The sequence below is a fragment of the Arthrobacter zhaoxinii genome (assembly GCF_024385505.1).
Classification (GTDB): Bacteria; Actinomycetota; Actinomycetes; order Actinomycetales; family Micrococcaceae; genus Arthrobacter_B; species Arthrobacter_B zhaoxinii.
The window spans coordinates 410,535-435,230 of record NZ_JANFLT010000006.1; the positions used below are offsets into that span (position 1 = coordinate 410,535).

Annotated in this window: 24 protein-coding genes; 12 read left to right on the top strand and 12 right to left on the bottom strand. The window is 66.9% G+C overall.

Annotated elements, in window-relative coordinates:
- The first annotated feature begins 1 nt into the window (after position 1).
- Genes NNX37_RS13375 through NNX37_RS13385 form a run of 3 tightly spaced genes read left to right on the top strand, consistent with a single transcriptional unit; the run spans position 2 to position 3,058 of the window.
- Positions 2-1,240, top strand: a complete 1,239-nt coding sequence (locus NNX37_RS13375) for an AI-2E family transporter (protein WP_255793223.1) — start codon at positions 2-4, stop codon at positions 1,238-1,240.
- Positions 1,237-2,478: a threonine ammonia-lyase gene (gene ilvA / locus NNX37_RS13380; protein WP_255793224.1), complete on the top strand. Its 1,242-nt coding sequence runs from the start codon at positions 1,237-1,239 to the stop codon at positions 2,476-2,478. The genes NNX37_RS13375 and ilvA overlap by 4 nt, the downstream gene beginning before the upstream one ends.
- Before the next feature lie 4 nt (positions 2,479-2,482).
- On the top strand, positions 2,483-3,058 hold the full coding sequence (locus NNX37_RS13385; protein ID WP_255793225.1) for a rhomboid family intramembrane serine protease: 576 nt from the start codon (positions 2,483-2,485) through the stop codon (positions 3,056-3,058).
- Between the two features lie 32 nt (positions 3,059-3,090).
- On the opposite strand, the gene greA is transcribed toward NNX37_RS13385, so the two are convergent.
- Together greA and NNX37_RS13395 are read right to left on the bottom strand one after the other, a co-directional pair.
- Positions 3,091-3,582: a transcription elongation factor GreA gene (gene greA, locus NNX37_RS13390; RefSeq protein WP_255793226.1), complete on the bottom strand. Its 492-nt coding sequence runs from the start codon at positions 3,580-3,582 to the stop codon at positions 3,091-3,093.
- Between the two features lie 224 nt (positions 3,583-3,806).
- Positions 3,807-4,265 (bottom strand): DUF4307 domain-containing protein, encoded by a 459-nt coding sequence (locus tag NNX37_RS13395; RefSeq protein WP_255793227.1) that lies wholly within the window; start codon positions 4,263-4,265, stop codon positions 3,807-3,809.
- Positions 4,266-4,321: 56 nt separating this feature from the next.
- Here NNX37_RS13395 and mca point away from each other — a divergent pair, with 56 nt between their 5' ends.
- From mca to NNX37_RS13410, 3 genes are read left to right on the top strand one after another with little or no spacing between them, the layout of a single operon-like run.
- Positions 4,322-5,239, top strand: a complete 918-nt coding sequence (gene mca, locus NNX37_RS13400) for a mycothiol conjugate amidase Mca (RefSeq protein ID WP_255793228.1) — start codon at positions 4,322-4,324, stop codon at positions 5,237-5,239.
- A 50-nt stretch (positions 5,240-5,289) separates the two neighbouring features.
- Positions 5,290-5,628 carry a hypothetical protein gene (locus NNX37_RS13405; RefSeq protein ID WP_255793229.1) on the top strand — a complete coding sequence of 113 codons (339 nt, stop codon included), beginning with the start codon at positions 5,290-5,292 and terminating at the stop codon, positions 5,626-5,628.
- Positions 5,629-5,638: 10 nt separating this feature from the next.
- Positions 5,639-7,756, top strand: coding sequence for a thioredoxin domain-containing protein (locus NNX37_RS13410; RefSeq protein ID WP_255793230.1), 2,118 nt, complete (start codon positions 5,639-5,641; stop codon positions 7,754-7,756).
- Here the strand turns inward: NNX37_RS13410 and trhA are convergent.
- Positions 7,753-8,502 carry a PAQR family membrane homeostasis protein TrhA gene (gene trhA, locus NNX37_RS13415; RefSeq protein ID WP_255793231.1) on the bottom strand — a complete coding sequence of 250 codons (750 nt, stop codon included), beginning with the start codon at positions 8,500-8,502 and terminating at the stop codon, positions 7,753-7,755. The genes NNX37_RS13410 and trhA overlap by 4 nt on opposite strands.
- 188 nt (positions 8,503-8,690) lie before the next feature.
- On the opposite strand from trhA, the gene NNX37_RS13420 reads away from it, so the two are divergent.
- The 4 genes from NNX37_RS13420 (at position 8,691) to NNX37_RS13435 (ending at position 11,990) form a co-directional block, all read left to right on the top strand.
- Complete coding sequence (locus NNX37_RS13420; protein WP_255793232.1) at positions 8,691-9,452, top strand: isoprenyl transferase; 762 nt, start codon at positions 8,691-8,693, stop codon at positions 9,450-9,452.
- 172 nt (positions 9,453-9,624) lie between these two features.
- A complete protein-coding gene (locus NNX37_RS13425) occupies positions 9,625-10,929 on the top strand; it encodes a PhoH family protein (RefSeq protein ID WP_255793542.1) in 1,305 nt (434 codons plus the stop codon).
- A gap of 61 nt (positions 10,930-10,990) precedes the next feature.
- Positions 10,991-11,515 (top strand): prepilin peptidase, encoded by a 525-nt coding sequence (locus tag NNX37_RS13430; RefSeq protein WP_255793233.1) that lies wholly within the window; start codon positions 10,991-10,993, stop codon positions 11,513-11,515.
- A gap of 4 nt (positions 11,516-11,519) precedes the next feature.
- Positions 11,520-11,990, top strand: a complete 471-nt coding sequence (locus NNX37_RS13435; RefSeq protein WP_255793234.1) for an NUDIX hydrolase — start codon at positions 11,520-11,522, stop codon at positions 11,988-11,990.
- A gap of 75 nt (positions 11,991-12,065) precedes the next feature.
- On the opposite strand, the gene NNX37_RS13440 is transcribed toward NNX37_RS13435, so the two are convergent.
- From NNX37_RS13440 to NNX37_RS13460, 5 genes are all read right to left on the bottom strand, one after another.
- Positions 12,066-13,781: an MDR family MFS transporter gene (locus NNX37_RS13440; protein ID WP_255793235.1), complete on the bottom strand. Its 1,716-nt coding sequence runs from the start codon at positions 13,779-13,781 to the stop codon at positions 12,066-12,068.
- Positions 13,778-14,503 carry a TetR/AcrR family transcriptional regulator gene (locus tag NNX37_RS13445; RefSeq protein WP_255793236.1) on the bottom strand — a complete coding sequence of 242 codons (726 nt, stop codon included), beginning with the start codon at positions 14,501-14,503 and terminating at the stop codon, positions 13,778-13,780. The genes NNX37_RS13440 and NNX37_RS13445 overlap by 4 nt, the downstream gene beginning before the upstream one ends.
- A 123-nt stretch (positions 14,504-14,626) precedes the next feature.
- Complete coding sequence (locus NNX37_RS13450; protein ID WP_255793237.1) at positions 14,627-16,048, bottom strand: class II fumarate hydratase; 1,422 nt, start codon at positions 16,046-16,048, stop codon at positions 14,627-14,629.
- A gap of 41 nt (positions 16,049-16,089) precedes the next feature.
- Positions 16,090-16,731 (bottom strand): carbonic anhydrase, encoded by a 642-nt coding sequence (locus NNX37_RS13455; protein WP_255793543.1) that lies wholly within the window; start codon positions 16,729-16,731, stop codon positions 16,090-16,092.
- A gap of 66 nt (positions 16,732-16,797) precedes the next feature.
- Complete coding sequence (locus tag NNX37_RS13460; RefSeq protein WP_255793238.1) at positions 16,798-17,391, bottom strand: DUF4245 domain-containing protein; 594 nt, start codon at positions 17,389-17,391, stop codon at positions 16,798-16,800.
- A gap of 150 nt (positions 17,392-17,541) precedes the next feature.
- Between NNX37_RS13460 and glpX the strand changes: the two genes are divergently transcribed.
- Positions 17,542-18,582: a class II fructose-bisphosphatase gene (gene glpX / locus NNX37_RS13465; RefSeq protein WP_255793239.1), complete on the top strand. Its 1,041-nt coding sequence runs from the start codon at positions 17,542-17,544 to the stop codon at positions 18,580-18,582.
- Between the two features lie 134 nt (positions 18,583-18,716).
- Entirely contained in the window at positions 18,717-19,745 is a 1,029-nt protein-coding gene (locus NNX37_RS13470; RefSeq protein ID WP_255793240.1) for a lipid II:glycine glycyltransferase FemX, read from the top strand.
- 47 nt (positions 19,746-19,792) lie between these two features.
- On the opposite strand, the gene manA is transcribed toward NNX37_RS13470, so the two are convergent.
- The 4 genes from manA to NNX37_RS13490 are packed head-to-tail and all read right to left on the bottom strand — an operon-like array spanning position 19,793 to position 24,504.
- Positions 19,793-21,115 (bottom strand): mannose-6-phosphate isomerase, class I, encoded by a 1,323-nt coding sequence (gene manA / locus NNX37_RS13475; RefSeq protein ID WP_255793241.1) that lies wholly within the window; start codon positions 21,113-21,115, stop codon positions 19,793-19,795.
- Between the two features lie 48 nt (positions 21,116-21,163).
- The gene (locus NNX37_RS13480; protein ID WP_255793242.1) at positions 21,164-22,798 is read right to left on the bottom strand and encodes an LCP family protein; all 1,635 of its coding nucleotides are present in this window, start codon (positions 22,796-22,798) and stop codon (positions 21,164-21,166) included.
- A 5-nt stretch (positions 22,799-22,803) separates the two neighbouring features.
- A complete protein-coding gene (gene purE, locus NNX37_RS13485; RefSeq protein WP_255793243.1) occupies positions 22,804-23,334 on the bottom strand; it encodes a 5-(carboxyamino)imidazole ribonucleotide mutase in 531 nt (176 codons plus the stop codon).
- Between the two features lie 3 nt (positions 23,335-23,337).
- Entirely contained in the window at positions 23,338-24,504 is a 1,167-nt protein-coding gene (locus NNX37_RS13490; RefSeq protein ID WP_255793244.1) for a 5-(carboxyamino)imidazole ribonucleotide synthase, read from the bottom strand.
- Between the last annotated feature and the right edge of the window lie 192 nt (positions 24,505-24,696).

Below are 24,696 nucleotides of genomic sequence, written 5' to 3' on the forward strand. Positions count from 1 at the left end.
CATGAAACCCCACGTACGCCGCACGGCGGCGCCCCGCGCGCTGCAGGCGGCGGCGGCGAACTCCAGCCGGAACAATGACGAGGTCCCCTTCGCCCTGCGGGTCAGCGCAGCCTGGGCCTGGCGCCTCGGAATTGTCCTGGTTGTCGGCGCCGGCCTCGTCTGGATCCTGAGCCACTTCTCGCTGCTGATTATTCCGCTGATGGTCGCCGCCCTGCTGGCCGGGCTTTTGTCACCGGTCACCAAGTGGCTGCGCCGGAACCGGTTGCCCGGCGGACTGTCCGTGGCAGTGACCATCGTGGCGTTCCTGGGTGTCATCACCGCTGCCCTGGCACTGGTGGGACGGCAGCTCGCCCTCGGCTTCCGCGACCTCTGGGGAGAGACGCTGCAGGGCGTCCGCCAGGTCCAGGACTGGTTGTCCTCCGGGCCGCTGAACATCACGGCAGGCGACCTGGATTCGTTGTTCGACGAGGCCAGCACCACCCTGCAGGACAACTCGGCCAACATCCTTTCCGGTGCCCTGAGCGTGGGCAGCAGCGCCGGCCACTTCGCCGCCGGCATTCTCCTGACCCTTTTCGCCCTGGTCTTCTTCCTGCTGGACGGGCGCCGGATCTGGGAATTCACCTCCGGGCTGCTGCCCCGCCGCGCACGGCCAGCCGCCTATGGAGCCGGCATCCACGGCTGGGAATCCATGGTCAACTACGTGCGGGTGCAGGTGATGGTGGCACTTATCGACGCCGTCGGGATCGGCGCCGGTGCGGCCCTGATCGGCGTACCGCTGGCCCTTCCGCTCGGGGTCCTGGTGTTCCTGGGCTCGTTTGTTCCGCTGGTCGGCGCGTTTGTCACCGGCTTCGTGGCCGTCCTGCTGGCGCTGGTGGCCAACGGCGGCGTCAACGCGCTGATCATGCTGGGCATCGTCCTCCTGGTGCAGCAGCTGGAATCGCACATCCTGCAGCCGCTGGTCATGGGCCGGGCCGTGTCCCTCCATCCGCTGGCCGTGATCCTGGCGGTCACGGGCGGCTCCCTCGCCGCGGGGATCCCCGGAGCCCTGTTCTCCGTGCCGCTGCTGGCCATCCTCAACACGATGATCCGTTACATCGCGGCACGGGGCTGGGAGGACGACCTGGCCATCGAACCGGACGACGGGAACGACGACGGCGGCCCGGCGGAGGGGGAAAGCGGTTCCGGTGCAGGTTCCGGTACAGAGGATGAGCCTGCTGCAGGGAAGGAACGCCGGCCATGACCGATCAGCCTCTGCTGCCGGTGACGCTGGACGACATCCGTGCGGCTGCGAAGCTCCTCGACGGCGTTATTGCCCACACCCCCGTCGAGTCGTCCCGGGCGCTGGCCCGCGAGACCGGATCACCCGTCTACCTCAAATGTGAAAACCTGCAGCGGGCAGGTTCCTTCAAGGTCCGCGGCGCCTACGTCCTGATGGCCAAGCTGTCCCCTGCGGACAAGGCCCGGGGAGTGGTGGCGGCCTCCGCTGGAAACCACGCCCAGGGTGTGGCGGTGGCCGCCGCGCGGCTGGGCATCGCCGCCCGGATCTACATGCCGCTGGGAGTGGCGCTGCCCAAGCTGGCTGCCACCCGGGGGCACGGCGCCGAGGTGATCCTCCACGGCCACACCGTGGACGACGCCCTGGCAGAAGCCCAGCGCTACGCGGACCGGACGGGTGCCGTTTTCGTCCACCCGTTTGACAACGTGGACGTGGTGGCGGGGCAGGGAACCATCGGCCTCGAGCTGCTGGACCAGATACCGGACCTGGACACCGTACTGATGGGGGTGGGCGGCGGCGGCCTGCTCGCCGGCGTCGCCGTCGCACTCAAATCCCGCGCCCGGGAGCTGGACCGGGAGATCCGGGTCATCGGCGTCCAGGCGGAGAACGCAGCCTCCTATCCGCCGTCGCTGGCAGCTGACGCCCTGGTGCCCCTGACCCGGGTCAGTACCATCGCGGACGGCATCGCCGTCGGGCGTCCCGGACAGTTGCCGTTCTCCATCATCCGTGAACTGGTGGACGATGTGGTGACGGTCAGCGAGGACTCCCTTGCCCGCGCGCTGATTTTCCTCCTTGAACGTGCCAAGATGGTCGTGGAACCGGCAGGAGCCGTGGGAGTGGCCGCCTTGATGGACGGGAAGATCGACAACCCCGGAAACACGGCAGTGATCCTCTCCGGCGGCAATATCGACCCGATGCTGATGCTGAAGGTCATCCAGCGGGGACTGGCGGCTGCGGGCCGTTATCTGGTGGTTCGCATCCTCCTTGACGACCGTCCCGGGTCCTTGGCCACCATCTCGCGGATCATCGCGGAATCGGATGCCAATGTCACAGGAGTGGACCATACGAGGGTAGGAGGATCCATCAGCATGGGAGATGTCGCCATCACCATCAACATGGAAACGAAGGGCCACGAGCACTGCGAACTGGTGCTGAAGAACCTGCGTGCCGTGGGTTTCCAGCCCGTAGTGCTGGCGGGTTAAGCCGATGGCTTCCTCCCGCGTACGCACCGCTCTGACCGGCTCGCTGCTGTTTGCCGCCGCGCTGTGGGCGGTGTACCTGCTCACCTTCCTCATCAAACCGATCGTCTTTCCGCTGCTGGGCATCCTGCCGCGGCAGCTGGAGGGGCTCGACGGCGTGGTGTTCGCTCCGCTGCTGCATGCCGGCACCTCCCATCTCCTGGGCAATACCCTGCCCCTGATCGTCTTTTCCTTCCTGACCCTGCTGGAGGGGGTCCGCCGGTTCGCATCGGTGCTGGCCATCTCCTGGCTGTGCTCGGGAATCGGCGTGTGGCTGTTCGGCGCCGGGCTGACCGTGGGGGTTTCGGGCGTGGTGTTCGGGCTCTTCGCGTATCTGATCGTCCGCGGCTTCTATAACCGGAACGTTGCCCAGATCCTGCTCAGCGGCGTGCTGTTCCTGATTTACGGATCAATCCTCTGGGGCCTTTTCCCCACGTCCTGGGGCGTCTCGTGGCAGGCGCACCTGTTCGGCGCGGCCGGCGGGGTGCTAGCCGCCGTCGTGCTGCGCCGGGACGCATCAACGCAAAGGCGGGCCCTCCCGTAGGAGAGCCCGCCTGCATTACCGGGTTACAAAGCCTAAGCGATATACGGCTTGGCGGAGATGATTTCCACGGAGATGCTCTTGCCGTTCGGCGCCGTGTAAGTGGTGCTGTCCCCGGCCTTGAGGCCCTGGATGGATGCACCCAGCGGAGACTTTTCGCTGTAGACGTCAATGCTGCTGTCACCGGCAATTTCACGGCTGCCCAGTAGGAAGGTCTCAACGTCGCCTGCAACCCGGGCTTCCACCAGCATGCCCGGTTCCACAACTCCGTCATCTGCCGGGGCTTCGCCAACGTGCGCGGTTTCAAGGAGCTGGGTCAGCTGGCGGATGCGGGCCTCGGTCTTGCCCTGCTCTTCCTTCGCTGCGTGGTAGCCGCCGTTTTCCTTGAGGTCGCCCTCAGAGCGTGCCTGCTCGATGCGGGCAACAATCTCCGTCCGTCCGGGGCCGGACAGATGCTCCAGTTCCGCCTTCAGGCGGTCATAAGACTCCTGCGTGAGCCAGGCGACAGATGCGCTGTTGGTGGACACGGGTATCTCCTTATATAAACGTCCGGGCCATCTATTGGTCCGGCATGGCTGAGTGCCCGCCGGCCGGATCGGCCTGACAAGCAAAGACCCCGCCGGGCGGAGACCGTCTGGTTTGGAATCTCTACCAAAGACCAGCCGGACACCTGGGCGGGGCATGTCGTGCTCTCCATACTAGTTTGCCCGCGGGCTTAACCCAATATGCGGGACGAAGACGTCAGCGGGGGCTAGTCCTCATCCAGAATCCAGCAGGTATTCACCCCGCCGGTGACCGCGGGGGAGTCCGTGCGGAGTTCCACCTGCTGGGTGCTGCTTTCCGGTGCCTCCGGGCCCAGGATCACCGTCTTCCAGCCGACGACGGCGTAGCTTTCATTGAGCGCCTGGACGGCGCAGGCGGCAGTGCTCCCGGCCGATTTGTCGACCTTGAAATCCACCACGACACGTCCGTCCTCCGGAAAGGTGAAGCCGACATCCTTGGAGGTCACCGTTCCGGTGGAGGACGGAACATTCATCCATGCCGCGGCCCCTACGCCCGCAGCCACGGCAGCAGACACCGCAATGATCCGCGCGCGCCGGGAGAGGCGCCGCTTTGGAGCGCCGTAGCGATTGGCTAATCTGGACTCAGACGTGGAAACGTCCGGCTGCTGGGGCGCCGACATCTCGTGCTGGCCTTCCGAAGTGCTCACACCCCTATTTTAGCCGTCGAATCCGCCGTCATAATCCGCTTACCTCAGGAGTTGCCTTGTCTGCCCGCGAAAGCACTGAATCCCGGAGTACCACCCCGCTGCGCCTGCTCGCGGTGCATGCCCACCCCGATGATGAGGCCAGCAAGGGTGCTGCCATGATGGCTTCCTACGCCGCCGCCGGCGTCGAGGTCATGGTGGCCACCTGCACCGGCGGGGAGCGGGGCTCCATCCTCAACCCCGGCGCTGAAAGCGATCCTGCCGGCAAGCGGGACCTGGCCGGACTGCGCCGCAGGGAAATGGCCGCCGCGCAGGCAGCCCTGGGAATTCAGCACCGCTGGCTGGGATTCGCCGATTCCGGACTGCCCGAAGGGGATCCGCTGCCGGACCTCCCCATCGGGTGCTTTGCCCTGCAGCCGCTGGAACGGGCTGCGGCCCCGCTGGTGAAGCTGGTCCGCGAGTTCCGCCCGCACGTGATCATCAGTTACGACGAAAACGGCGGCTATCCGCACCCGGACCACATCATGGCCCATAAGGTCGCCGTGGAAGCCTTTGCCGCCGCCGGCGACCCTGCACGGTACCCCGGGACGGGAGCCGCCTGGGAGCCCTTGAAGCTCTACTACGACCGGGCGTTCAACCCCGAGCGGTTCCGCGCACTGCACTTCGCGCTGGAAGAGGCCGGCCTGCAGTCCCCGTACGCCGAACGGATCGCCGCCTGGCAGGAAACCGACACGGAAGGCCACCAGCCGCCGGTGCCCGTGCACTCCACCACCACTCAGATCGAATGCGGGGACTATTTCGAAGTCCGGGACGAGGCGCTGCGCAGCCACCGCACGCAGGTTGATCCGGAGGGCTTCTTCTTTGCGGTCAGCCCGGACCTCCAGCGCAAGGTCTGGCCCTGGGAGGATTACTCCCTGATTGAGTCCCGCGTGGAAACCGAACTCCCTGAGACCGACCTGTTCGCTGGCATACGATAGAGCCTTAGGAACCGCAGGTTCCGCCGCAGTATCTACAAGAGAGAAATACCGTGAACTTCCTGTACAGCCTGGCTACGGCCGTCACCCCGGCACCCGAGGAGACCCTCGCGCCGGGAGTTGCCGCAGAAGACGTCACCCCGGGCCTGCTGGGGTTCCTCTTTACGCTCTTCATGGTGATTGCGATCATCTTCCTGATCCGCGATATGACGAAGCGGATCCGGCGGGTCCGTTACCGGGAGCAGGTGATTGCGGCTGAGGGGACCGCAGACCGCGACGCCTCCGGCAGCGAAGCCCCCGGCAGCCCGGATGCCCCCCGGACGGCGCTTCACCTGGATAAGGCCGTGGATGATCCCGCGGACCGGGACAGCACCTGGGACCACCTGAGGTAACGGGCACCCCATGGCTGAGAGACTTCGGAACCAGGCGTCGGCCTACCTGCGCCAGCATGCGGACAACCCCGTCGACTGGTGGCCGTTCGGCGATGCAGCCTTCGCTGAGGCGCGGCGCCGGAATGTTCCGGTCTTTATCTCTGTGGGCTATGCCGCCTGCCACTGGTGCCACGTCATGGCGCACGAGTCCTTTGAGGACGCAGCCACGGCACAGTACCTGAACGAGAACTTCGTCTCGGTGAAGGTGGACCGCGAGGAACGCCCCGACGTCGACGCCGTGTACATGGCCGCCACCCAGGCCCTCACCGGGCAGGGCGGCTGGCCGATGAGTGTCTTTACCCTTCCGGACGGCCGGACCTTCTACGCCGGCACCTATTTCCCGCCCCGCCAGCTGCAGGGAATGCCCTCCTTCCGACAGGTGCTGGAAGCCGTCTCCTCCGCCTGGCGGGACCGCCCGGAGGAAGTGGAGACCAGCGCCGCGCAGATTGCCGCGCACCTGGCCTCCGCCCAGGCCGGGAACCGTCGGCTGGTCGGCACCCTGGAGCTTGCCGCCGGCGGGGCCGGGCCGCTCTCCGGCGAGGTGCTGGAAGCCGCCGTCGAGGCCGTGGCAGAACAGGAAGATCCGCGCTTCGGCGGGCTCGGCGGGGCACCGAAGTTCCCGCCGTCGCCCCTGCTGCGGTTCCTGCTGGTGTACGGTGCCGCCGGCCGCCCGGCCTCGGGCACCGCCGCCGCCGTCGCCGGCCGCACCCTGGAAACCATGGCCCGCAGCGGACTGTACGACCAGCTCGAAGGCGGCTTCGCCAGGTACACCGTGGACCGGGCCTGGGCTGTTCCGCACTTCGAGAAGATGCTCTACGACAACGCCCAGCTGCTGCGTCTTTACGCCCACTGGAGCCGTTCCGCGCCCACCGGGGAGCAGCGGCGGCTGGCGCTGCAGGTCAGCGCCGACACCGCGGCCTGGCTCGCTCGGCGGTTGCTCGTGGACGGCGGCGGCTTTGCCTCCTCGCTCGACGCCGACACCTTGGTGGACGGAAAGCGGAGGGAAGGTGCCACCTACGTGTGGACCTCCGAGGAGCTCCGCACCGTCCTGGCCGGTGCCGGGGCGGACGCCGACGCCGTGCTCTCCCTTCTGGACCTCGAAACCGGCCGGATGGAGGACGGCGGGTCCACCCTGCACTTCGGCCGCAGCCTGGAGCCGGCGGAGGAGCAGCTCTGGCAGCGGAGCCGTCCCGCCCTGCTGGCCGTGCGGGACCGGCGCCCCCAGCCGGACCGCGACGACAAGGTGGTCGCAGGATGGAACGGGCTGGCCCTTGCGGGCCTGGCCGATGCAGCGCTTGCCCTCGCCGACGCCGGAGACCCTGACGGGAAGGCCGCCGGCCTGCTGGACCTGGCACGCAGCGCCGCCGGTTATATGCTGCGCGTCCACTACCGGGACGGCGTCCTCGTCCGGGTCTCCCACGCGGGCACCGCCTCCGGCATCGAGGGCCTGCTGGAGGATTATGCCGGTGCTGCAGAGGGCCTGTTTGCGCTTTTCGCCGCGACCGGTGAGGAACAGTGGTACCGCGCCGCAGAGGAACTGGTGCTGGCCGCAGAGCAGCGGTTCATTGCCGACGGCGTCCTGCAGGACAGCGCCGTGCGTACAGACCAGCTCGCTGCCGCGCAGGGGTCGATCTCCGCCGCGGATCCGATGGACGGCCCCGCTCCCAGCGGCACCGCCTTGTTCGCCGGGGTGCTGGTGACATACGCGGCCTATTCGGGTTCCTCCCGGCACCGCGCCCTCGCCGAAGCGCTGCTCGCCCACGTGCAGCTGGTGGCCGCACGGGCACCGCGCGCCGGCGGCTGGGCGATGTCCGTCCTCGCGCAGGCATTGGATGGACCGCGGGAACTGGCCGTCACGGGCAGCGACCCCGTCCTGGTGGGCCGGCTGCTCCGTGCCGGGCGGGCCGCGGGTGGTCCCGCCGTCGTCGTCGCCAGCGGACCCGGCGGCGAAACCGCGGTGCCGCTGCTGCGGAACCGGCCCGCGCCGGACGGGGGAGCCCTGGCCTACATGTGCCGCGGGATGGTCTGCAGCAGGCCGGTAGCCGATCCGCAGGAGCTGGCGGCACAGTTCCGGGGGACGGGTCCTTAGCCCGCCGCGCGGACAGCCATCAGGATGGCTATGTAGTGCGCGGCAAATCCGGCCAGCGTGAAGGCATGGAAGATCTCGTGGAAGCCGAACCAGTCCACGGAGGGATTCGGCTTTTTCATCGCGTAGATCACGGCGCCGGCAATGTACATGGCACCGCCCAGGCAAATCAGGATGGCCGCGGTGGGGTTGACGCCGTAGAAATCCGGAATGTAGAACAGCGATGCGCAGCCCAGTGCGATATAGACGGGCGTGTAGAGCCAGCGGGGTGCGTGCAGCCACAGCAGCCGGAACGCAACCCCGACCAGCGCGCCCGCCCAGATGATCCACAGCAGCGTCACTGCGCTGTGCCGGGGCAGGAGCGACCAGGCCAGCGGGGTGTAGGAACCGGCGATCACCAGCATGATGTTGGTGTGGTCCAGGCGTTTAAGGACCAGCTTGACCCGAGGAGACCAGTTGCCGCGGTGATAGACGGCGCTGGTGCCGAACAGCAGCACGCCGGTCAAGGCGTAGATTGCCGACGCGATCCGGGTGCCGGCCGTAGGGGCGAGGACCACCAGGATGATCCCTGCCGCCAGTGCAAGGGGAGTGGCGCCGGCATGCAGCCAGCCGCGCAGCCGGGGCTTGATGTCCAGTTCTTCTGCAACCGCTTCCACGGCGTTTTCAAGGGGGCCGGGTGCGGTCCGCGCTTCGGGATCGTGCTGGGCGGCAACCCTTGAGGCCGGGGTGGAGAATGGTGACGAATCCATAACGGAATTCTAACCTACGTTCGGGTAACTTACGGTTGGGTAAGCCGCTGTCGCCGCGGATCTGCGCTTCGGCAAGGCGAGCTAGCGGTAGCCTAGGAGAAGATTTTTATACTTTGGGCAGACCCGGGGTATGCGGGACCGGCCGTTTGGCGGTTCCCGCTCCGGATCCCAGGCACGTGAGGCAAACAATGAAATTCCCCGGTGTTGTCTACGCCTACTACGAGCGTAAGCTGCGGCGGTCCCTTATCGGAGACCGCATCCCCGAACACATCGGGGTGATGGTGGATGGAAACCGTCGCTGGGCCAAACTAGCCGGCGCGCCCACCAGCGACGGGCACCAGGCCGGAGCGGACAAGATCCTGGAGTTCCTCGGCTGGTGCCAGGAACTCGGCGTGCGGATGGTGACCCTCTACATGCTGTCCACGGACAACCTGAACCGCGACCCGGACGAGCTTGAACCGCTGCTGGACATCATCGGCAACACCCTGGACCGCCTGGGCGAAGAGGGCAACCTGCGGGTCCAGCCCGTGGGGGCACTGGAGATCCTTCCGTCGCGGCTGGCCAAGCAGCTCACCGAGCTCGGCGAAAGCACCGCCGACGCCGAGGGGCTGCATGTCAACGTGGCGATCGGCTACGGCGGACGCCGGGAAATCGTGGATGCCGTCAAGGAGCTGCTGCGGGACGCCGAAGCCGAGGGCAAGGACATCGCGGACGTGACCGAGGAAATCTGCGACACGAAGATTTCCGAATACCTGTACACCCGCGGACAGCCGGATCCGGAACTGGTCATCAGGACCTCCGGTGAGCAGCGTCTCTCCGGCTTCCTGATGTGGCAGAGCGCGTACAGCGAGTTCTACTTCTGCGAAGCGCTCTGGCCGGACTTCCGGCGGGTGGACTTCCTGCGTGCCCTGCGTGACTACGCCAGCCGGCAGCGGCGCTTCGGGTCCTGACGGACCCGCTCCCTACCGCTGCCTTAACTGCCTGCCCCGTACCGGCCGTTACCCGCCGTGTCCTGCTGCGGCACTACAGCCTGCGGGCGTACTTTGGTCCTGTCGGTAGATCCAGCGACCGGGGCCCCCGGGGTGCCCCTGACGGGAGTTCCACGTGGCAGCTGAACAGAAGATGCAGGTACCGGAGCGGGCCAGCTTTGTGCTGGATACCTCGGTGCTGCTGTCCGATCCGCGGGCGATCCTCCGGTTCGCCGAACATGAGGTGATTCTTCCGCTGGTGGTCATCACCGAACTGGAGCGAAAGCGCCAGGATCCGGAGCTGGGCTATTTCGCACGCAATGCACTGCGGCTGCTGGATGACCTGCGGATCCGGCACGGCGGTTTGGGAACGGCTGTTCCCTTGGGCGAGAGCGGCGGGACGCTGCGGGTGGAGCTGAACCACATCTCCACGGATGTACTGCCCGCGGGGATCCGGGGCAGCGACAATGACAGCCGGATCCTCGCCGTCGCCAAGAATCTAGCCGACGGCGGCCGGAACGTCACCGTGGTGTCCAAGGACCTGCCGATGCGGGTCAAGGCTTCGGCCATGGGGCTGGCAGCGGATGAATACCGAAACGAACTGGTCCGGGACAGCGGCTGGACCGGAGTGGCGGAACTGGAAATCTCCGATGCTGACATGGCGATGCTCTATGACCACCAGGCAGTCCTGATCCCCGAGGCGGCGGAGCTGCCGGTCAACACCGGCACGGTGCTGATGGCCGGACGCGCCTCGGCGCTGGGCCGCGTGGGAGCAGACAAGCGGCTGCGGCTGGTGCGCGGGGACCGGGACGTCTTTGGACTGCATGGACGCTCAGCGGAACAGCGGCTGGCCATCGACCTGCTGATGGACCGCGAGGTAGGGATTGTCTCCCTCGGCGGACGGGCGGGAACGGGTAAGTCCGCGCTGGCACTGTGCGCCGGGCTGGAGGCAGTGCTCGAACGCAGGGAACACCGCAAGGTGATGGTCTTCCGGCCGCTCTACGCCGTGGGCGGGCAGGAACTGGGCTACCTGCCGGGCAGCGAGTCGGAGAAAATGGGTCCCTGGGGCCAGGCCGTGTTCGACACCCTGGAGGCGCTGGTCTCCAAGGAGGTGGTGGAGGAGGTGCTGGACCGCGGGATGCTCGAGGTCCTGCCGCTCACCCACATCCGCGGCCGCTCCCTGCACGACTCCTTCGTGATCGTGGACGAGGCGCAGTCGCTGGAGAAGAACGTGCTCCTGACCGTGCTGTCCCGGATCGGGCAGAACTCACGCGTGGTGCTCACCCACGACGTTGCGCAGCGCGACAACCTGCGGGTGGGCCGGCACGACGGCGTGGCCGCCGTGGTGGAAACACTCAAGGGCCATCCGCTGTTCGGACACGTGACGCTCACACGGTCGGAGCGTTCGCCGATTGCCGCCCTCGTGACGGAACTGCTGGAGGAAGGGCAGATCGGCTGACTTGTCCACAGCCGCAGGCCCGGCCCCCTGAATCCGCCGGGCCGGGGCTACGGTGGTGCCCATGGTGGACATCCTGGCGGCCTACTGGGGCAACGGAACGGTCGGGACCGCGCTCGCCGCCGTGCTGCTCAGTCTGGCACTGGCCTGGTTTGCGGTCCTGGCCCTGCGGCTGGCCGCGATCGATATCCGCACCCGCCGGCTGCCCAACGCGCTGGTCCTGCCGTCCTATCCGGTGGCCGGAGGACTGCTGGCCGGCGCCGCGATCGCTGCCGGGGAACCAGACCGCGTCACCGGGACGGTCCTGGGCGCGGCTGCGCTGTGGACCGGGTTTTTCGCGCTGCGGCTGCTGAGCCCGGCGGGACTGGGCTTCGGCGACGTCAAGCTCGCGGGACTGCTGGGCCTCTACCTGGGGTTCCTCGGACCGGCCCACGTCCTCGCGGGGACGGTCGGGGCGTTTGTGTTCGGCGGACTCTGGGGTCTGGGACTGATCCTCACCAGGCGCGGAACGGCGTCGTCGACCGTCGCCTTCGGCCCGTTCCTGCTCCTGGGTGCCGCCGTGACCATGCTGGTCCCTGCCCTAGAGTAGGACCATGCCTACCCCTGATTTTGTCCTGTCCCTGCGCGAACGGATCGGGCACGATCCGCTCTGGCTGCCCGGCGTCACAGCCGTGGTGTTCAACGCGGAAGGGCAGGTTCTGCTGGGCCGCCGCAGCGACAACGGCAGGTGGGCCCTGATCACCGGAATGCTCGAACCGGGGGAGGAGGCCGGGCCCGGCACGCTGCGGGAAGTGGAAGAGGAAACCGGCATCCACGCTGAACTCGAGCACCTCATCCACGTGGGCGCCCACGGGCCGGTCACCTTCCCGAACGGGGACGTCTGTTCCTTCCTGAACCTGGCCTTCAGCTGCCGTTACGTTTCCGGAACGGCCCGGGTGAACGACGACGAATCCTCCGAAGTGGGCTGGTATGCCCTGGACGCCCTGCCGCCGCTGAGCGAGAGGCACCGGATGCTGATTGACCTCGCCCTGACAGCAGACGGCGTGCCGGTCTTCGAACGCTGAGCCGCTGGCCGCCGAACCCGGAAGGGCCGCCCCGCAGCAGCGGGACGGCCCTTCCGGGGTAATGCAGCGGAGCAGTTACTTCTCCCGGTAGGGGTTTTCCGGAGCCTGCTCCGGCACCTCTACCGGAGCCTCTCCGGCCTCCGCAGGTGTGCCAGCGGCGCCGGCGGACTTCGAACCGGTGCCCTTACCCGCGGCCAGGCGCTCGGCCTCCAGCCGGTCCGCTTCCGGGCCGGCGACGGCTTCGCCGCGGGCCACCATGCCGGCCACGTCGGACAGTGGGATCTCCTTCAGGAAGAAGGCCAGTACCAGGGCGATGACCAGGAACGGAATCAGGTACCAGAACACCGGGGCCAGGGAATCGGCGTAGGCGGTGACAATGCCCTCCCGCAGGGGTTCCGGGAGGGTTTCCAGTACCGACGGCTGCAGGGTCGCCGTCGCCTCGCCCGCAGCCGACGCATCCAGCCCGGCACCGGCGAAGGTTTCCTGCAGGTTGTCCGCGAGCCGGGACGTAAACATGGCACCGAAGATCGCGACGCCCAGGGAGGCGCCGACCTCGCGGAAGTAGTTGTTGCTGGAGGTCGCGGTGCCGATCTGGTCCACGGGAACGGAGTTCTGCACCACGAGCACCACCACCTGCATGATGTAGCCCAGGCCGGCGCCGAAGACGAGGAGCTGGGCGCAGATGACCCAGACCGGGGTGTCGGCGGACAGCGAGGTCATCCAGAGCATGGCGGCAATGACCAGCGCGGCGCCCATGATCGGGTACTTCTTATACTTTCCGGTCTTGGTGATGGCCAGGCCGGAGTAGATGGAGGTGCCCATCATGCCCACCATCATGGGCAGCATCAGCAGGCCGGAGACGGCGGCGGACGTGCCGGTGGACATCTGCAGGAACGTGGGGACGAATGCCAGCGCCGCAAACATCCCCATGCCCAGGGTGAAGCCGATGGCGGTGCTGTTGACGAAGATCGGGTTCCGGAACAGGCTCAGCGGGATGATCGGATCCTCGACGCGGCGTTCGATCATAACGAAGACCAGGGCGGCCACGAGCATGCCGGCGCCGAAGAGCAGGGTCATCGGGTCCGTCCAGCCGCGGTCGTCACGGCCGCCGAAGTCGGTGAAGAAGATCAGGCAGGTGGTGGCGACCGATAGGAAGAGCACGCCGCCGAGGTCGATGCGCTTGGATGCCTTCTTGGTGGGCAGGGTCAGCGTAAAGAAGGCGATCAGGAAGGCAACGATGCCGATGGGAATGTTGATGTAGAACGCCCACTGCCATGTCATGTGGTCCACGAAGAAGCCGCCCAGCAGGGGACCGGCCACGGCGGAGAGGCCGAAGATACCGCCCAGCGGACCAAGGTACTTGCCGCGCTGGTCCGCCGGCACGATGTCGGCGATGATGGCCTGCGACAGGATCATCAGGCCGCCGCCGCCCAGCCCCTGGATGGCGCGGAAGATCACGAAGGCCCAGAAATCGGTGGCAAAGGCGCAGCCGACCGAAGCCGCCGTGAACAGGGCAATGGCGAACAGGAACAGGTTGCGGCGGCCCAGCACATCGCCGAACTTGCCGTATATCGGCATCACGATGGTGGTCGCCAGCAGATACGCCGTGGTGATCCAGGTCTGGTGCTCGACGCCGCCCAGTTCCCCGACGATGGTGGGCATGGCAGTGGAAACAATCGTCTGGTCGAGGCTGGAAAGCAGCATGCCTGCGATCAGCGCGGAAAAGATGATCCAGATGCGTTTCTGGGTGAGCAGGAGCGGCCCGGAAGCTGGGGCGGCGGTTGTCGTCATTCGTTGTCCTCGGCAGGGTCGGCAGGGTCGGCGGGGGCTGTGTCGGTGAAGGGCGGTGCGGATTCCGCAGGTTCGGCGGGAAGCGGGGCCGCCAGCGAAAACACCTCGATGGCGGCGTTCACTTCCGTGACGAGGATGCTGCGGTAGGAATCGGTGTTCACAGGGTCGAAGAAGCGCAGTCCGGCGCGCTGGATCAGTGCGCCGAAAACGGCGACCACCGCCCGGACCCGTGCATCGTCCGCCGGCAGGGATTCACGGTCCGCCACAATCCGGGCAAAGGTCTGCTCCGTCTCCCGCGAGCCGTGCATGGCCTTGGAGATCAGGCGGGGTTCGGCGGTGACGGCTTCCTTCAGCTGGGCCATTTCCGAGCGGGACATGGCCATCCGTTCCGTCATCCCGACGGCTAGGTCCACGAAATCGGCGACCAGGGTGTCGGAGAGCCGTCCCGGCGCGGTGCCTGCGCCGCCTTCTATGAAGCGCCGGACCAGGTCCTCGGGGAGGTCGTCGACGGGGGATCCCAGGATGGCGTCTTCCTTGGCCGGAAAGTAGTTGAAAAAGGTCCGTCGGGAAATGCCCACCCGTTCGCACAGCTGCTCAACGGTGAATCCGTTGACGCCGTTCGCCGCGGTCAGGGTCCGGGCATGCGCTGTGATGGCAGCGCGTGTCGCGGTGCGCTTGCGTTCGCGCAGTCCGCAGTCCTCGCCAGTTGCACTATTCGTCACGGAGCAAAGTTTTGCACTCTGGAGTAAGGAGTGCAAATTAGGGCATTGGTGAGGAGGGGATACAGCGAAGGGGCGCCCGGAATCCGGCAGATCAGATTCCGGACGCCCCTTCGGTAAGGCCGGCTAGGCCTGCGGCGGCTTCGTCATGGACAGGACGTCCAGTGCCTTGTCCAGCTGTTCCACGGTGAGCTCGCCGCGTTCCAGGTAACCCAGGTCCTCGACGGCCTGGCGGATGGTCTTGCCTTCCTTGACCGAGTACTTGGCGATCTTCGCCGCGTTCTCGTACCCGATGAACTTGTTCAGCGGGGTGACGATGGAGGGGGAGGCCTCGGCCAGGTAACGGGCGCGCTCGACGTTGGCTTCAATGCCGTCGATCATCTTGTCCGCCATCACGCGGGAGGAATTCGCGAGCAGGCGGATGGACTCGAGCAGGTTCGCGGCAATCACAGGGATGCCCACGTTGAGTTCGAAGTAACCGAAGGTGCCCGCCCAGGCGACGGCGGCGTCGTTGCCCACTACCTGTGCGGCAACCTGCATCACGGCTTCGGAGATGACGGGGTTGACCTTGCCCGGCATGATCGAGGAGCCCGGCTGCAGATCGGGGATGGCAATCTCGCCCAGGCCGGTGTTGGGGCCCGAACCCATCCAGCGCAGGTCATTGGCGATCTTGGAGAAGGAAACGGCAATGGTGCGGAGCATGCCCGAGACCTCGACCAGCGCGTCGCGGTTGGCCTGTGCCTCGAAGTGGTCGCGGGCTTCGGTCAGCGGCAGGCCCGTGTCTGCGGCCAGCAGCTCGATGACGCGCTGGGGGAAGCCGGCCGGAGTGTTGATGCCGGTGCCCACGGCGGTGCCGCCCAGCGGTACTTCGGCCACGCGGGGCAGGGAAGCCTGCACGCGTTCGATGCCGTAGCGGACCTGGGCGGCGTAGCCGCCGAATTCCTGGCCGAGGGTGACCGGGGTGGCATCCATCAGGTGGGTGCGGCCGGACTTGACCACGTCCTTGAACTCCTCGGCCTTGCGCTCCAGCGAGAGGGCGAGGTGTTCGAGGGCGGGGATCAGGTTGTTGATCAGCGCGGACGTGGCGGCAACGTGCACCGACGTCGGGAAGACATCGTTGGAGGACTGCGAGGCGTTTACGTGGTCGTTCGGGTGGACGCTGGTCTCGCTGCCGGCTTCCTTCAGCGCCCGGGTGGCGAGCTCGGCGAGGACCTCGTTGGTGTTCATGTTCGAGGACGTGCCGGAACCGGTCTGGAAAATATCGATCGGGAACTGGTCGTTGTAGGTGCCGCCGGCCACGGCGTCCGCGGCCTTTTCAATGGCCCGGGCGCGCTCGTCGTCGAGCACTCCCAGTTCCGCATTGGCGGTCGCGGCGGCCTTCTTGATCCGGGCCAGCGCTTCGATGTGCGAGGGTTCCAGCGTGGTGCCGGAAATGGGGAAGTTCTCGACCGCACGCTGCGTCTGGGCGCGGTAGAGGGCGGAGGCCGGAACCCGGACCTCACCCATGGTGTCGTGTTCGATGCGGTATTCGGAGGTGTCAGAAGTCATGTCCCCCAGCCTAATCTCCGAAGGCACTGCAGCGATAACTGCTACTTCGGCACCGCCGAGCGCAGGACCGCCGGGTGTTCCAGGGCGCCGAAACCGGAGACCAGTTCGGCGTTGCCTTCCGCCAACCGGTAGGACAGGCCGATCACGGCCACGCGTCCTTCCTCGACTGCCGCGGAAATAAGCCGGGAGCTTTCCACCAGGCGTTCCGCCGTCTGCTTCGTGTGTTCCACGACCATGTCGTTGACCTCGTGCAGATCCTTGCGCTGTGCCGCCAGCACGGACGGGGTGATCCGTTCCACGAGGGTGCGGACGTACCCGGTGGGCATTTCGCCGGTATCCACGGTGGCCTTCGCGGCAGTGACCGCGCCGCAGTTGTCATGGCCCAGCACCACAATGAGGGGGACGCCGAGGGTGCCCACGCTGTACTCGAGCGAGCCGAGCACGGCGTCGTCAATGACCTGTCCGGCCGTGCGGACCACAAAAGCGTCGCCGAGGCCAAGATCGAAGATGATCTCGGCAGCAAGCCGGGAGTCCGAGCAGCCGAAAATGACGGCGAACGGGTTCTGCCCCTCCACCAGCGAACTGCGTCTCGGCGCGTCCTGGTTCGGGTGCCTGGCGGAGCCGGCCACAAAACGTTCGTTGCCTTCGCGGAGCTTCTGCCAGGCGCGGGCGGGAGTGATCATGTTTTCGTTCGCTGTTTCCACGCTACTGAGGTTACTCCTTCAGGGCGCCGGCCCGGCAGGCGGGGCTCAGTTGCCGCGCAGGTCCCGGACCGCATGTTCGGCCAGGACATCGAACTCCGCCAGATCGGCGGAACCGGACAGCAGGAGGGTCTGGCCCTCGATCTGCGTGACCATGGTTGCCTCCCCGTTGGAGGAATCGCGCAGCTCCCAGGTGGCTCCGCCGGCCGGACGTTCACCGGAGACCGTTGAATTGCCGGTGTGCTCGTAGATCCAGGTGGGGTTAGCGGCGTTGGTCTGGGTCAGTGAGATGAACTCAGTCTCCGGGGTGAGATATCCCACTTCCCAGTTCGGCACGCCGTCGTTGGTCCCGGCGTTCCAGCGGGCGTAATTGGCGCTCCAGCCGTCCGGAAGCTCCACGGCGAGCGGGCGGTACCCGGCGTCGCCGGCGGCCTGGTTGGCTGCGGCGGCCACGTCAACGTTGCGGGCCTGCATTTTTGGTGCGGGGTTGAGCAGCACCGGCACCAGGCACAGCGCCAGCGTGAGGCCGGTGGCGATCAGCATGCCCATCACGGTGGCATTGGCCCGCTTGGCCTGCTTGGCGGTCAATACCGGTGTTACGGGCTGGTCGGTGTGCTGGGGGTCCGGCTGCGTTTCACTCACCCCTCCATAATCTCTTATGCGGACGCGATGTCCTACTCCGCGAAACAACGGCAGGTGAAATGCTGCGCCGGGGTGGTGAGGCATGACACGCAGACTATGATCGGACAAAGGCCACCGCTTCCGAGCGGCTGGCAGAGCAAAATTTCGAAGATGAGGTTTGACGTGTCCCAAGGTGCCCAGTACTCCACCCTTTCCCCCAACTTGGCAGTCGGGGACTCAGAGCCGGACCGTAACCTGGCCCTGGAACTTGTCCGTGTCACCGAAGCAGCAGCCATCGCCGGCGGCCACTGGGTGGGCTTCGGTGACAAGAACGCGGCCGACGGTGCCGCTGTGGATGCGATGCGTTCACTCATTTCCACTGTCTCCTTCAACGGCGTTGTGGTCATTGGTGAAGGTGAAAAGGACGAAGCGCCGATGCTCTACAACGGCGAGCACGTGGGTGACGGCACCGGCGCACTGTGCGACGTCGCAGTGGATCCGATTGACGGCACCCGCCTGACGGCGCTGGGCATCAACAACGCCCTGGCTGTGCTGGCGGTCGCCGAACGCGGCACCATGTTCGATCCCTCGGCCGTTTTCTACATGGAAAAGCTGGTGACGGGCCCGGAAGCCGCCGACATGGTGGACCTGCGCCTGCCGGTGAAGCAGAACCTGCACCTGATTGCCAAGGCCAAGGGCAAGAAGATCAACCAGCTCAACGTGATGATCCTGGAGCGGGACCGGCACAAGCCCCTGGTACAGGAAATCCGCGACGCCGGTGCGCGCACCCGGATGCTGATGGACGGCGACGTAGCCGGCGGCATCGCGGCGGCCCGTGAAGGCACCGACGTCGACGCACTGATGGGCATCGGCGGCACGCCCGAGGGCATCATTACCGCCTGTGCGATCAAGACGCTGGGCGGCGTCATCCAGGGCCGACTGTGGCCGACCTCCGACGATGAGAAGCAGAAGGCGATCGACGCCGGCCATGACCTGGACCGCGTGATGTCCACCAACGACCTGGTGACGAGCGACAACTGTTACTTCGCTGCCACCGGAATTACCGACGGCGACCTGCTGCGGGGCGTGCGCTACAAGAAGGACCAGGTCCTGACCCAGTCGATCGTGATGCGCTCCAAGTCCGGCACCATCCGCGTGGTGGACGGCGAGCACCAGGCACACAAGTGGGAGTCCTACGCCCGCTCGAACTAGTCCGGATACTGCAACAGCACGGACGGCCTGCCGGATCGGCAGGCCGTCCGTGCTGTTTTTTTGGGCGGGGGCCGGCTCGGGGAGCCAGGCGCCGTTTTTCCAGTGCGGCCGCGGAGCCAAGTAGGCTGGAAGACATGACACTGCGCGTTACCCCCTGCTCCGATGCCGACTCCTGGAACGAAACCGTTAACCGCTTCCGCGGACATCCGCAGCAGTTGTGGGGCTGGGGAAAGACCAAGGCCGACCACGGCTGGAGTGTGGACCGTGTGCTGGTGAGCGACGACTCGGGCACGGTCATCGGATGTGCCCAGGTCCTGCTGCGCTCCCTGCCTTTCCCCTTCCGCGCCCTGGCGTACATTCCCCGCGGGCCCCAGGGTGAACCCGGACGGGAACTGGACGTCCTGGACGTCGTTGGGGATTACGTGAAGAGCGCCCATTCCGCGGTGGCGCTGTCCATCGAACCCGATTGGGATGCGGACGGGAAGCTGGTGGCGGGGCTGCCCGGCCTGGGCTTCCGGAGCAGTGACAACACCATCCTCATCGGCCGGACGCTGATCCTGGACCTGCAGCGCAGTCTCGAGGACTTGTCCGGGGACATGAGCAAAAAACACCGCCAGTACATCCGCAAGTCCGGACGCGAGGACCTGGTCTACCGGCGCGTGACGCGGCCGGAAATCGCCAAATGCCTGGCGGTCTACAAGCTGACCGCCCAGCGGGCGAACTTCGGCATTCACGAGGATTCCTACTACCTGGATATCTTCGACAACCTGGGCGAGGATTCACCGGTCTACGCGGCCTTCAAGGGTGAGGATGTGGTCGCGTTCCTGTGGCTTTCCACCAGTGGCTACACCTCGTTTGAGCTCTACGGCGGAATGACGGAGGAAGGCGAACGGCTGCGGGCGAACTACGCCCTGAAATGGCACGCCATCTCCGACATGAAGGAGCGTGGAATCACCCGGTATGACTTCAACGGCCTGCTCAATGACGGTGTCTCGAAGTTCAAGATGGGCTGGGCGAAGCACGAGGACCAGCTGGCCGGCACCTGGGACAAGCCCCTTTCGCCGCTCTACCCGGTCTTCTCCACGGCACTGCCGGTGGCCAAGACGGGGATGCGGAAGGCCCGCGGCGTGCTTGCCGCCGTCAAAGGCCGGCTCGGCCGGTAGGGCCGGGTCATACCTGTAGGGCCAGGTCCTCCAGGTAGGGCCAGGTCCTACAGGTCCAGGCGGGGAGCGTCCGGTTCCCCGTCCGGCACCGTCCCGACGGTCACCGCAAAAGCGAGGGCGCCGGCGTCGTGCTGGGCCGAGTCCGCGGCGAGCCGGGCCGTGACGGGGGCGTCGGCCGCCGGAATGAAGGCACTCTGCCCGGCCTCCAGCGCCAGGCTGCCGGCGGGGGAGGACAGGACGGCGGTGCCCCGCACTGCGATGACCACGGCCGGCCCGTTCTGCAGCACCGGCACCTCGGACGGGAGGGAATCCCCGGGGGTGCCTGCGGGGCCCTGTGCCAGTTCCAGGCGCTGGAGCGAGAACTCCTCGAAGGGCGGACGGAACACCTGCTGTCCCGGCCCGGCGTCGTCGGCGGACAGGTACGGGATGCCCAGGGGACGGAAATCCACGGTCTTCAACAGCTCGGGCACGTCAATGTGCTTGGGCGTCAGCCCGCCGCGCAGGACGTTGTCGGAGGCCGCCATGACTTCCACGCCCAGTCCGCTGAGGTAGGCGTGGACGTTGCCGGCGGGCAGGTAGACGGCGTCCCCGGGCTGCAGGGAGACACGGTTGAGCAGCAGGGAAATCAGGACGCCGGGATCGCCCGGGTAATAGCCGTTCAGCTCGGCCAGGGTGGCCAGTTCGCGGCCGTAAGGGCCGTCGGAGCCCGCCGCCCCTGCAGCAGCAGCGGCGGTTTCGGCGGCCCCGCGCACCGCTTCCCCGTCGTTGATCAGGGTGCTGAAGACTGACTCCAGCCGGTCGGGCGCGGGATGCCCGGAGGACAGCTCCGCCACGATCCATTCCAGCAGCTCGGGCACCTCTCGGCCGGACGCGGCGACCGCTGCCTTCACGGCGCGGAAAAGGCCCGCAGCCTCGTCCGGGTTCCGGAACCCGCACAGTGCCTCAAAGGGCGCCAGTGCGAAGATCATCTCCGGTTTATGATGCTCGTCCTTGTAATTGCGTTCCCGTGCGCCGCGGTCAATGCCGGCCTCCTCTTCCGCGGCGTAGCCCGCACGCGCCTGCTCGGGCGTGGGGTGGACCTGCAGCGAGAGGGGAGCCCCGGCCGCCAGGATCTTCGCCAGGAACGGCAACTCGGGTCCGAACCGGGCGGCGGTGTCGGCACCGAGCATCCGCACGGGATCGGCGGCAATCAGCTCATCGAGCGTCTCGCTGCCGTCCACGGGCGGCACCAGGGCGGAGGGCGCCCCCGGATGCGCACCGATCCACAGCTCCGCCTCGGGCTCTCCGGAGGGTTCGCGGCCGAATAGTTCAGCGATCGCCGTGGTGGAACCCCAGGCGTAGGGGCGAAGGGTGTTCCGAAGCAGGTACACGGGCCTCTTTCGGGTCGGGGAGTCAGGGGAGAGGGAAAACAGTCCGGATTAACCCGCGCTGCATTCGCCGTTGTTGTTCAGGAGCGCGCCGAGGGTCGCGTCGTCGCCGATCTCGGCAAGGTACTGCAGATACTCCACCGTGATCTCGGTTTCCTCCTGCGGAACCTCGCTGATCGCGGTTCCGTCTGCTGCTTCACCGTCCGTGCCCGCATCCGGCGCGGCTTCGGCAGGGGCTGCTTCCGGCGCGGCTTCTTCGGCAGGGGCTGCTTCTTCGGCGGGGGCGGGTTCTTCGGCCGGGGCGGGGGCCGGTTCGGCCTCGGTTCCGGTCAGGAACTCCTGAACCCGGGAGCGGATCAGGTCGAAGTCCGGATAGGTAACGAAGTTGTCTGCTGCCGAGCCGAAGTCCGGCGGGCCGATGGTCATGCGCTCCATGGGCTGGCCCTTTGCCTTCAGCGCCAGGTCAACGAAGCTGCCCAGCTGGTCCTGCGGCAGGTCGGTTTCCACTATCTCTTCGCCGGCTGAGGCAATTGCCTGGAAGCGGGTGAGGAGGGTCGCCGGGTCCATCTGCTTAATCATGGCCTGCTGGACGCACTGCTGGCGGGCGATCCGGTGGTAATCGGTGACGAACTCGCGTGAGCGGGCATACCAAAGCGCGTGATAGCCGTCGAGGGTCTGGGTTCCCGGGGGAATCCAGCCGTCCGGCGGGTAGTGCCGGTTGGTGCCGGGGATCTCCCCGGCGGTGATGGGTACCCAGCCGCCGGAATTGACGGTAACGCCGCCCATGGCATCGACCAGCTGCTCAAAGCCGCGCATGTCCACAATCACGTAGGCCTGCACCTCAAGCCCCAGGGTGCCGCTGACGGCGTCCATCATGGCTTCGGCCCCCGGATCGTCGGATCCGGGGTACAGATCGGCGTAGTTCTCCGTCACCGTCTGGTAAAGGCTGTTGATGATGCATTCGTCGCCGCAGTTGTAGCCGTCGGGGTACACCTCGTAGAGCGGGGAATCGGCGGGGAACTGGGCGTTCTGGAAGTTGCGGGGGATGCTGAAGGTCACCGGTTTGCCGGTCTTGGCGTCGATGCTGATCATGGAGATGCTGTCCGGACGCAGGCCGGTGCGGTCTTCGCCGGCGTCGCCGCCCATCAGCAGGAAGTTGTAGCGGCCGTCCACGGGATCCAGGGACGGTCCCGAGGAGAAAATCGAGCCGAAGGTCTGCCGGCTGACGTTCAGCAGATACGCACCGTAGGCGAGGCTGCCGCTGGTGGCGATCATCAGCAGGGCAAGACAGGCGGCCACCAGGGGCCGGACATTGCGCGGGAGCAGGGGAGGGCGGATGATGCGCAGGGTGTTCAGGAACAGCAGCCCCCAGCCTACGGCGAGGACCGTCAGGATAACCATGATGAGGAACGACGCCCAGCCGTGGGCCAGGATGTTGATCAGCAGCGCACGGTTGGTGACCGCCAGCACGATGGCAGCAACAGCCACGGCCCAGACGGTGAACGTGACCACCAGAGCTCGTCTGCCGAGGCGCCGGTCGCCGGCGACCACCTGTGCTGATCCGGGAAGCACCAGGGTGAGCAGCAGGAGGATGAAGGCGCGTTTGGTCCGGACAGCCGGTGCGGCGGTCTGGGGATACCGGACGGGATCCGTGTAGGAGCTGTTGCCGGAGGATTGCTGGCTCATGGCGGCTAGTCCGTTCCGGCCAGGGAAGTGCGCAGCGCGGCGCCCTTGGCCATGGCGGACTGGCGCAGGCCCCCGGCAAATTCGATGAGCTGCTGCTGCAGCCGGGCGGCAAGGGGGTCCGTACCCGCGGCGAGCATCCGGACGGCCAGCAGCCCGGCGTTCCTGGCACCTCCGATGGACACGGTCGCCACCGGGACCCCGGCGGGCATCTGGACGATGGAGAGCAGCGAGTCCATGCCGTCCAGGTACTTCAGCGGCACGGGAACTCCGATCACGGGAAGCGGCGTCACAGCGGCCAGCATGCCTGGCAGGTGCGCAGCACCGCCTGCTCCGGCAATGATGACGCGCAGTCCGCGCCGGTGGGCGTCCCGGCCGTACTCCAGCATGTCAGCGGGCATCCGGTGGGCCGAGACGACGTCGGCCTCATAGGGGATGTCGAATTCGGCCAGCGCCGCCGCGGCTGCGTCCATGACCGGCCAATCGGAGTCTGAACCCATAACGACGCCTACCAGCGGCGTGGTGGCACGGTGGGGCATCGTTCAGTTCTCCTTCAGGGGGTCGCGGCCGTCACGGATGATGGCAGCTGCCCGACCGGCACTGCGGCGGAGGGCGGGGATGTCGTCGGCGGAACCCACGGCATTAACATGGCCGATCTTACGTCCCGGCCGTACGGATTTGCCGTAGGTGTGGACCTTGGCGGCGGGTTCGGCAGCCAGGGCCAGGGGATAGGCCGCAAACAGGTCGCTGTTGCCCCCGCCGAGGAAGTTTTTCATCACGGCAGCGCCGCCCAGGAGGGAGGTTGCGCCGAGCGGGAGGTCCAGGACCGCCCGCAGATGCTGCTCGAACTGTCCGGTCACGGATCCGTCCATGGTCCAGTGACCGGAATTGTGCGGCCGCATCGCCAGTTCATTGATCAGGAATCCCGGACCGCGTCCGGGGGTCTCGAAGAGTTCAACCGCCATCACGCCGGTGACGTCCAGTTCCCCGGCCAGGCGCAGTGCCGCGGCCGCGGCCGCCTCCGCGACGGCAGGGTCCAGGTCAGGTGCGGGGGCAAGGACCTCGTCGCAGACGCCGTCGACCTGGATGGATTCGACAATCGGCCATGCCCTGCTCTCCCCACTGGGAGTGCGGGCCACGAGGGCGGACAATTCCCGGCGGAACGGTACTTTCTCCTCCGCCAGCAGCGGGCCGGAACCGAACCAGTCGGCGCAGTCCAGGGCAGCCTCGGCGTCGGCCACAATGCGGACGCCCTTCCCGTCGTAGCCGCCGCGCGGCGTCTTCAGGATCACCGGCCATCCGGTGGAACTGCCGAAGGACACCAGCTCCCCGGAGTCGAACACCTCGGCCCAGCGCGGATTGGGCAGTCCCAGACGGTCCACGGCGGCGCGCATGACCAGTTTGTCCTGGGCATGGATCAGCGCGGCAGGGCCGGGCTGGACATTGATGCCCTTCTCCACAAGGGCCCGCAGATGCTCACCGGGCACATGCTCATGGTCAAACGTCACAACGTCCACTTCGGCGGCGAAATCCGCCAGATCGGAGAAGTTTCGGTAATCACCCACTGTGGCATTGGCCACGGCCGCCACAGCGGACACCTCGGGGCCCTCGGCGAGCACGCGCAGCTCAAATCCGAGGGCTGTGGCCGCCGGGGCCATCATCCGGGCGAGCTGGCCGCCGCCTATCACGCCGATAATTGGGAAATCCACGCCTTAAGCGTACCGAAAAGGGTTTCAATTCCCGTCCGGCGGCCCCGCGTTCGTCCAGTACCCCGGGAAACTCCCATAAAGGGGCGGTAATATCGACAGTTGACCGCCGTGCGTCCGCGCGGCGGGTACGGGCAGTCGTCTACTCTTTCCGGGGTTTTCCGCAAGTGCTGCCGTGGATGGGCCTCGGAGGGT

Coding starts and splice junctions, on each gene's coding strand:
- NNX37_RS13375 (WP_255793223.1), top strand. CDS start 2: ATGAAACCCCACGTACGCCGCACGGCGGCGCCCCGCGCGCTGCAGGCG.
- ilvA (WP_255793224.1), top strand. CDS start 1,237: ATGACCGATCAGCCTCTGCTGCCGGTGACGCTGGACGACATCCGTGCG.
- NNX37_RS13385 (WP_255793225.1), top strand. CDS start 2,483: ATGGCTTCCTCCCGCGTACGCACCGCTCTGACCGGCTCGCTGCTGTTT.
- NNX37_RS13410 (WP_255793230.1), top strand. CDS start 5,639: ATGGCTGAGAGACTTCGGAACCAGGCGTCGGCCTACCTGCGCCAGCAT.
- trhA (WP_255793231.1), bottom strand. CDS start 8,502: ATGGATTCGTCACCATTCTCCACCCCGGCCTCAAGGGTTGCCGCCCAG.
- NNX37_RS13420 (WP_255793232.1), top strand. CDS start 8,691: ATGAAATTCCCCGGTGTTGTCTACGCCTACTACGAGCGTAAGCTGCGG.
- NNX37_RS13425 (WP_255793542.1), top strand. CDS start 9,625: ATGCAGGTACCGGAGCGGGCCAGCTTTGTGCTGGATACCTCGGTGCTG.
- NNX37_RS13430 (WP_255793233.1), top strand. CDS start 10,991: ATGGTGGACATCCTGGCGGCCTACTGGGGCAACGGAACGGTCGGGACC.
- NNX37_RS13435 (WP_255793234.1), top strand. CDS start 11,520: ATGCCTACCCCTGATTTTGTCCTGTCCCTGCGCGAACGGATCGGGCAC.
- NNX37_RS13440 (WP_255793235.1), bottom strand. CDS start 13,781: ATGACGACAACCGCCGCCCCAGCTTCCGGGCCGCTCCTGCTCACCCAG.
- NNX37_RS13450 (WP_255793237.1), bottom strand. CDS start 16,048: ATGACTTCTGACACCTCCGAATACCGCATCGAACACGACACCATGGGT.
- NNX37_RS13455 (WP_255793543.1), bottom strand. CDS start 16,731: ATGATCACTCCCGCCCGCGCCTGGCAGAAGCTCCGCGAAGGCAACGAA.
- glpX (WP_255793239.1), top strand. CDS start 17,542: ATGAGGTTTGACGTGTCCCAAGGTGCCCAGTACTCCACCCTTTCCCCC.
- NNX37_RS13470 (WP_255793240.1), top strand. CDS start 18,717: ATGACACTGCGCGTTACCCCCTGCTCCGATGCCGACTCCTGGAACGAA.
- NNX37_RS13480 (WP_255793242.1), bottom strand. CDS start 22,798: ATGAGCCAGCAATCCTCCGGCAACAGCTCCTACACGGATCCCGTCCGG.
- purE (WP_255793243.1), bottom strand. CDS start 23,334: ATGCCCCACCGTGCCACCACGCCGCTGGTAGGCGTCGTTATGGGTTCA.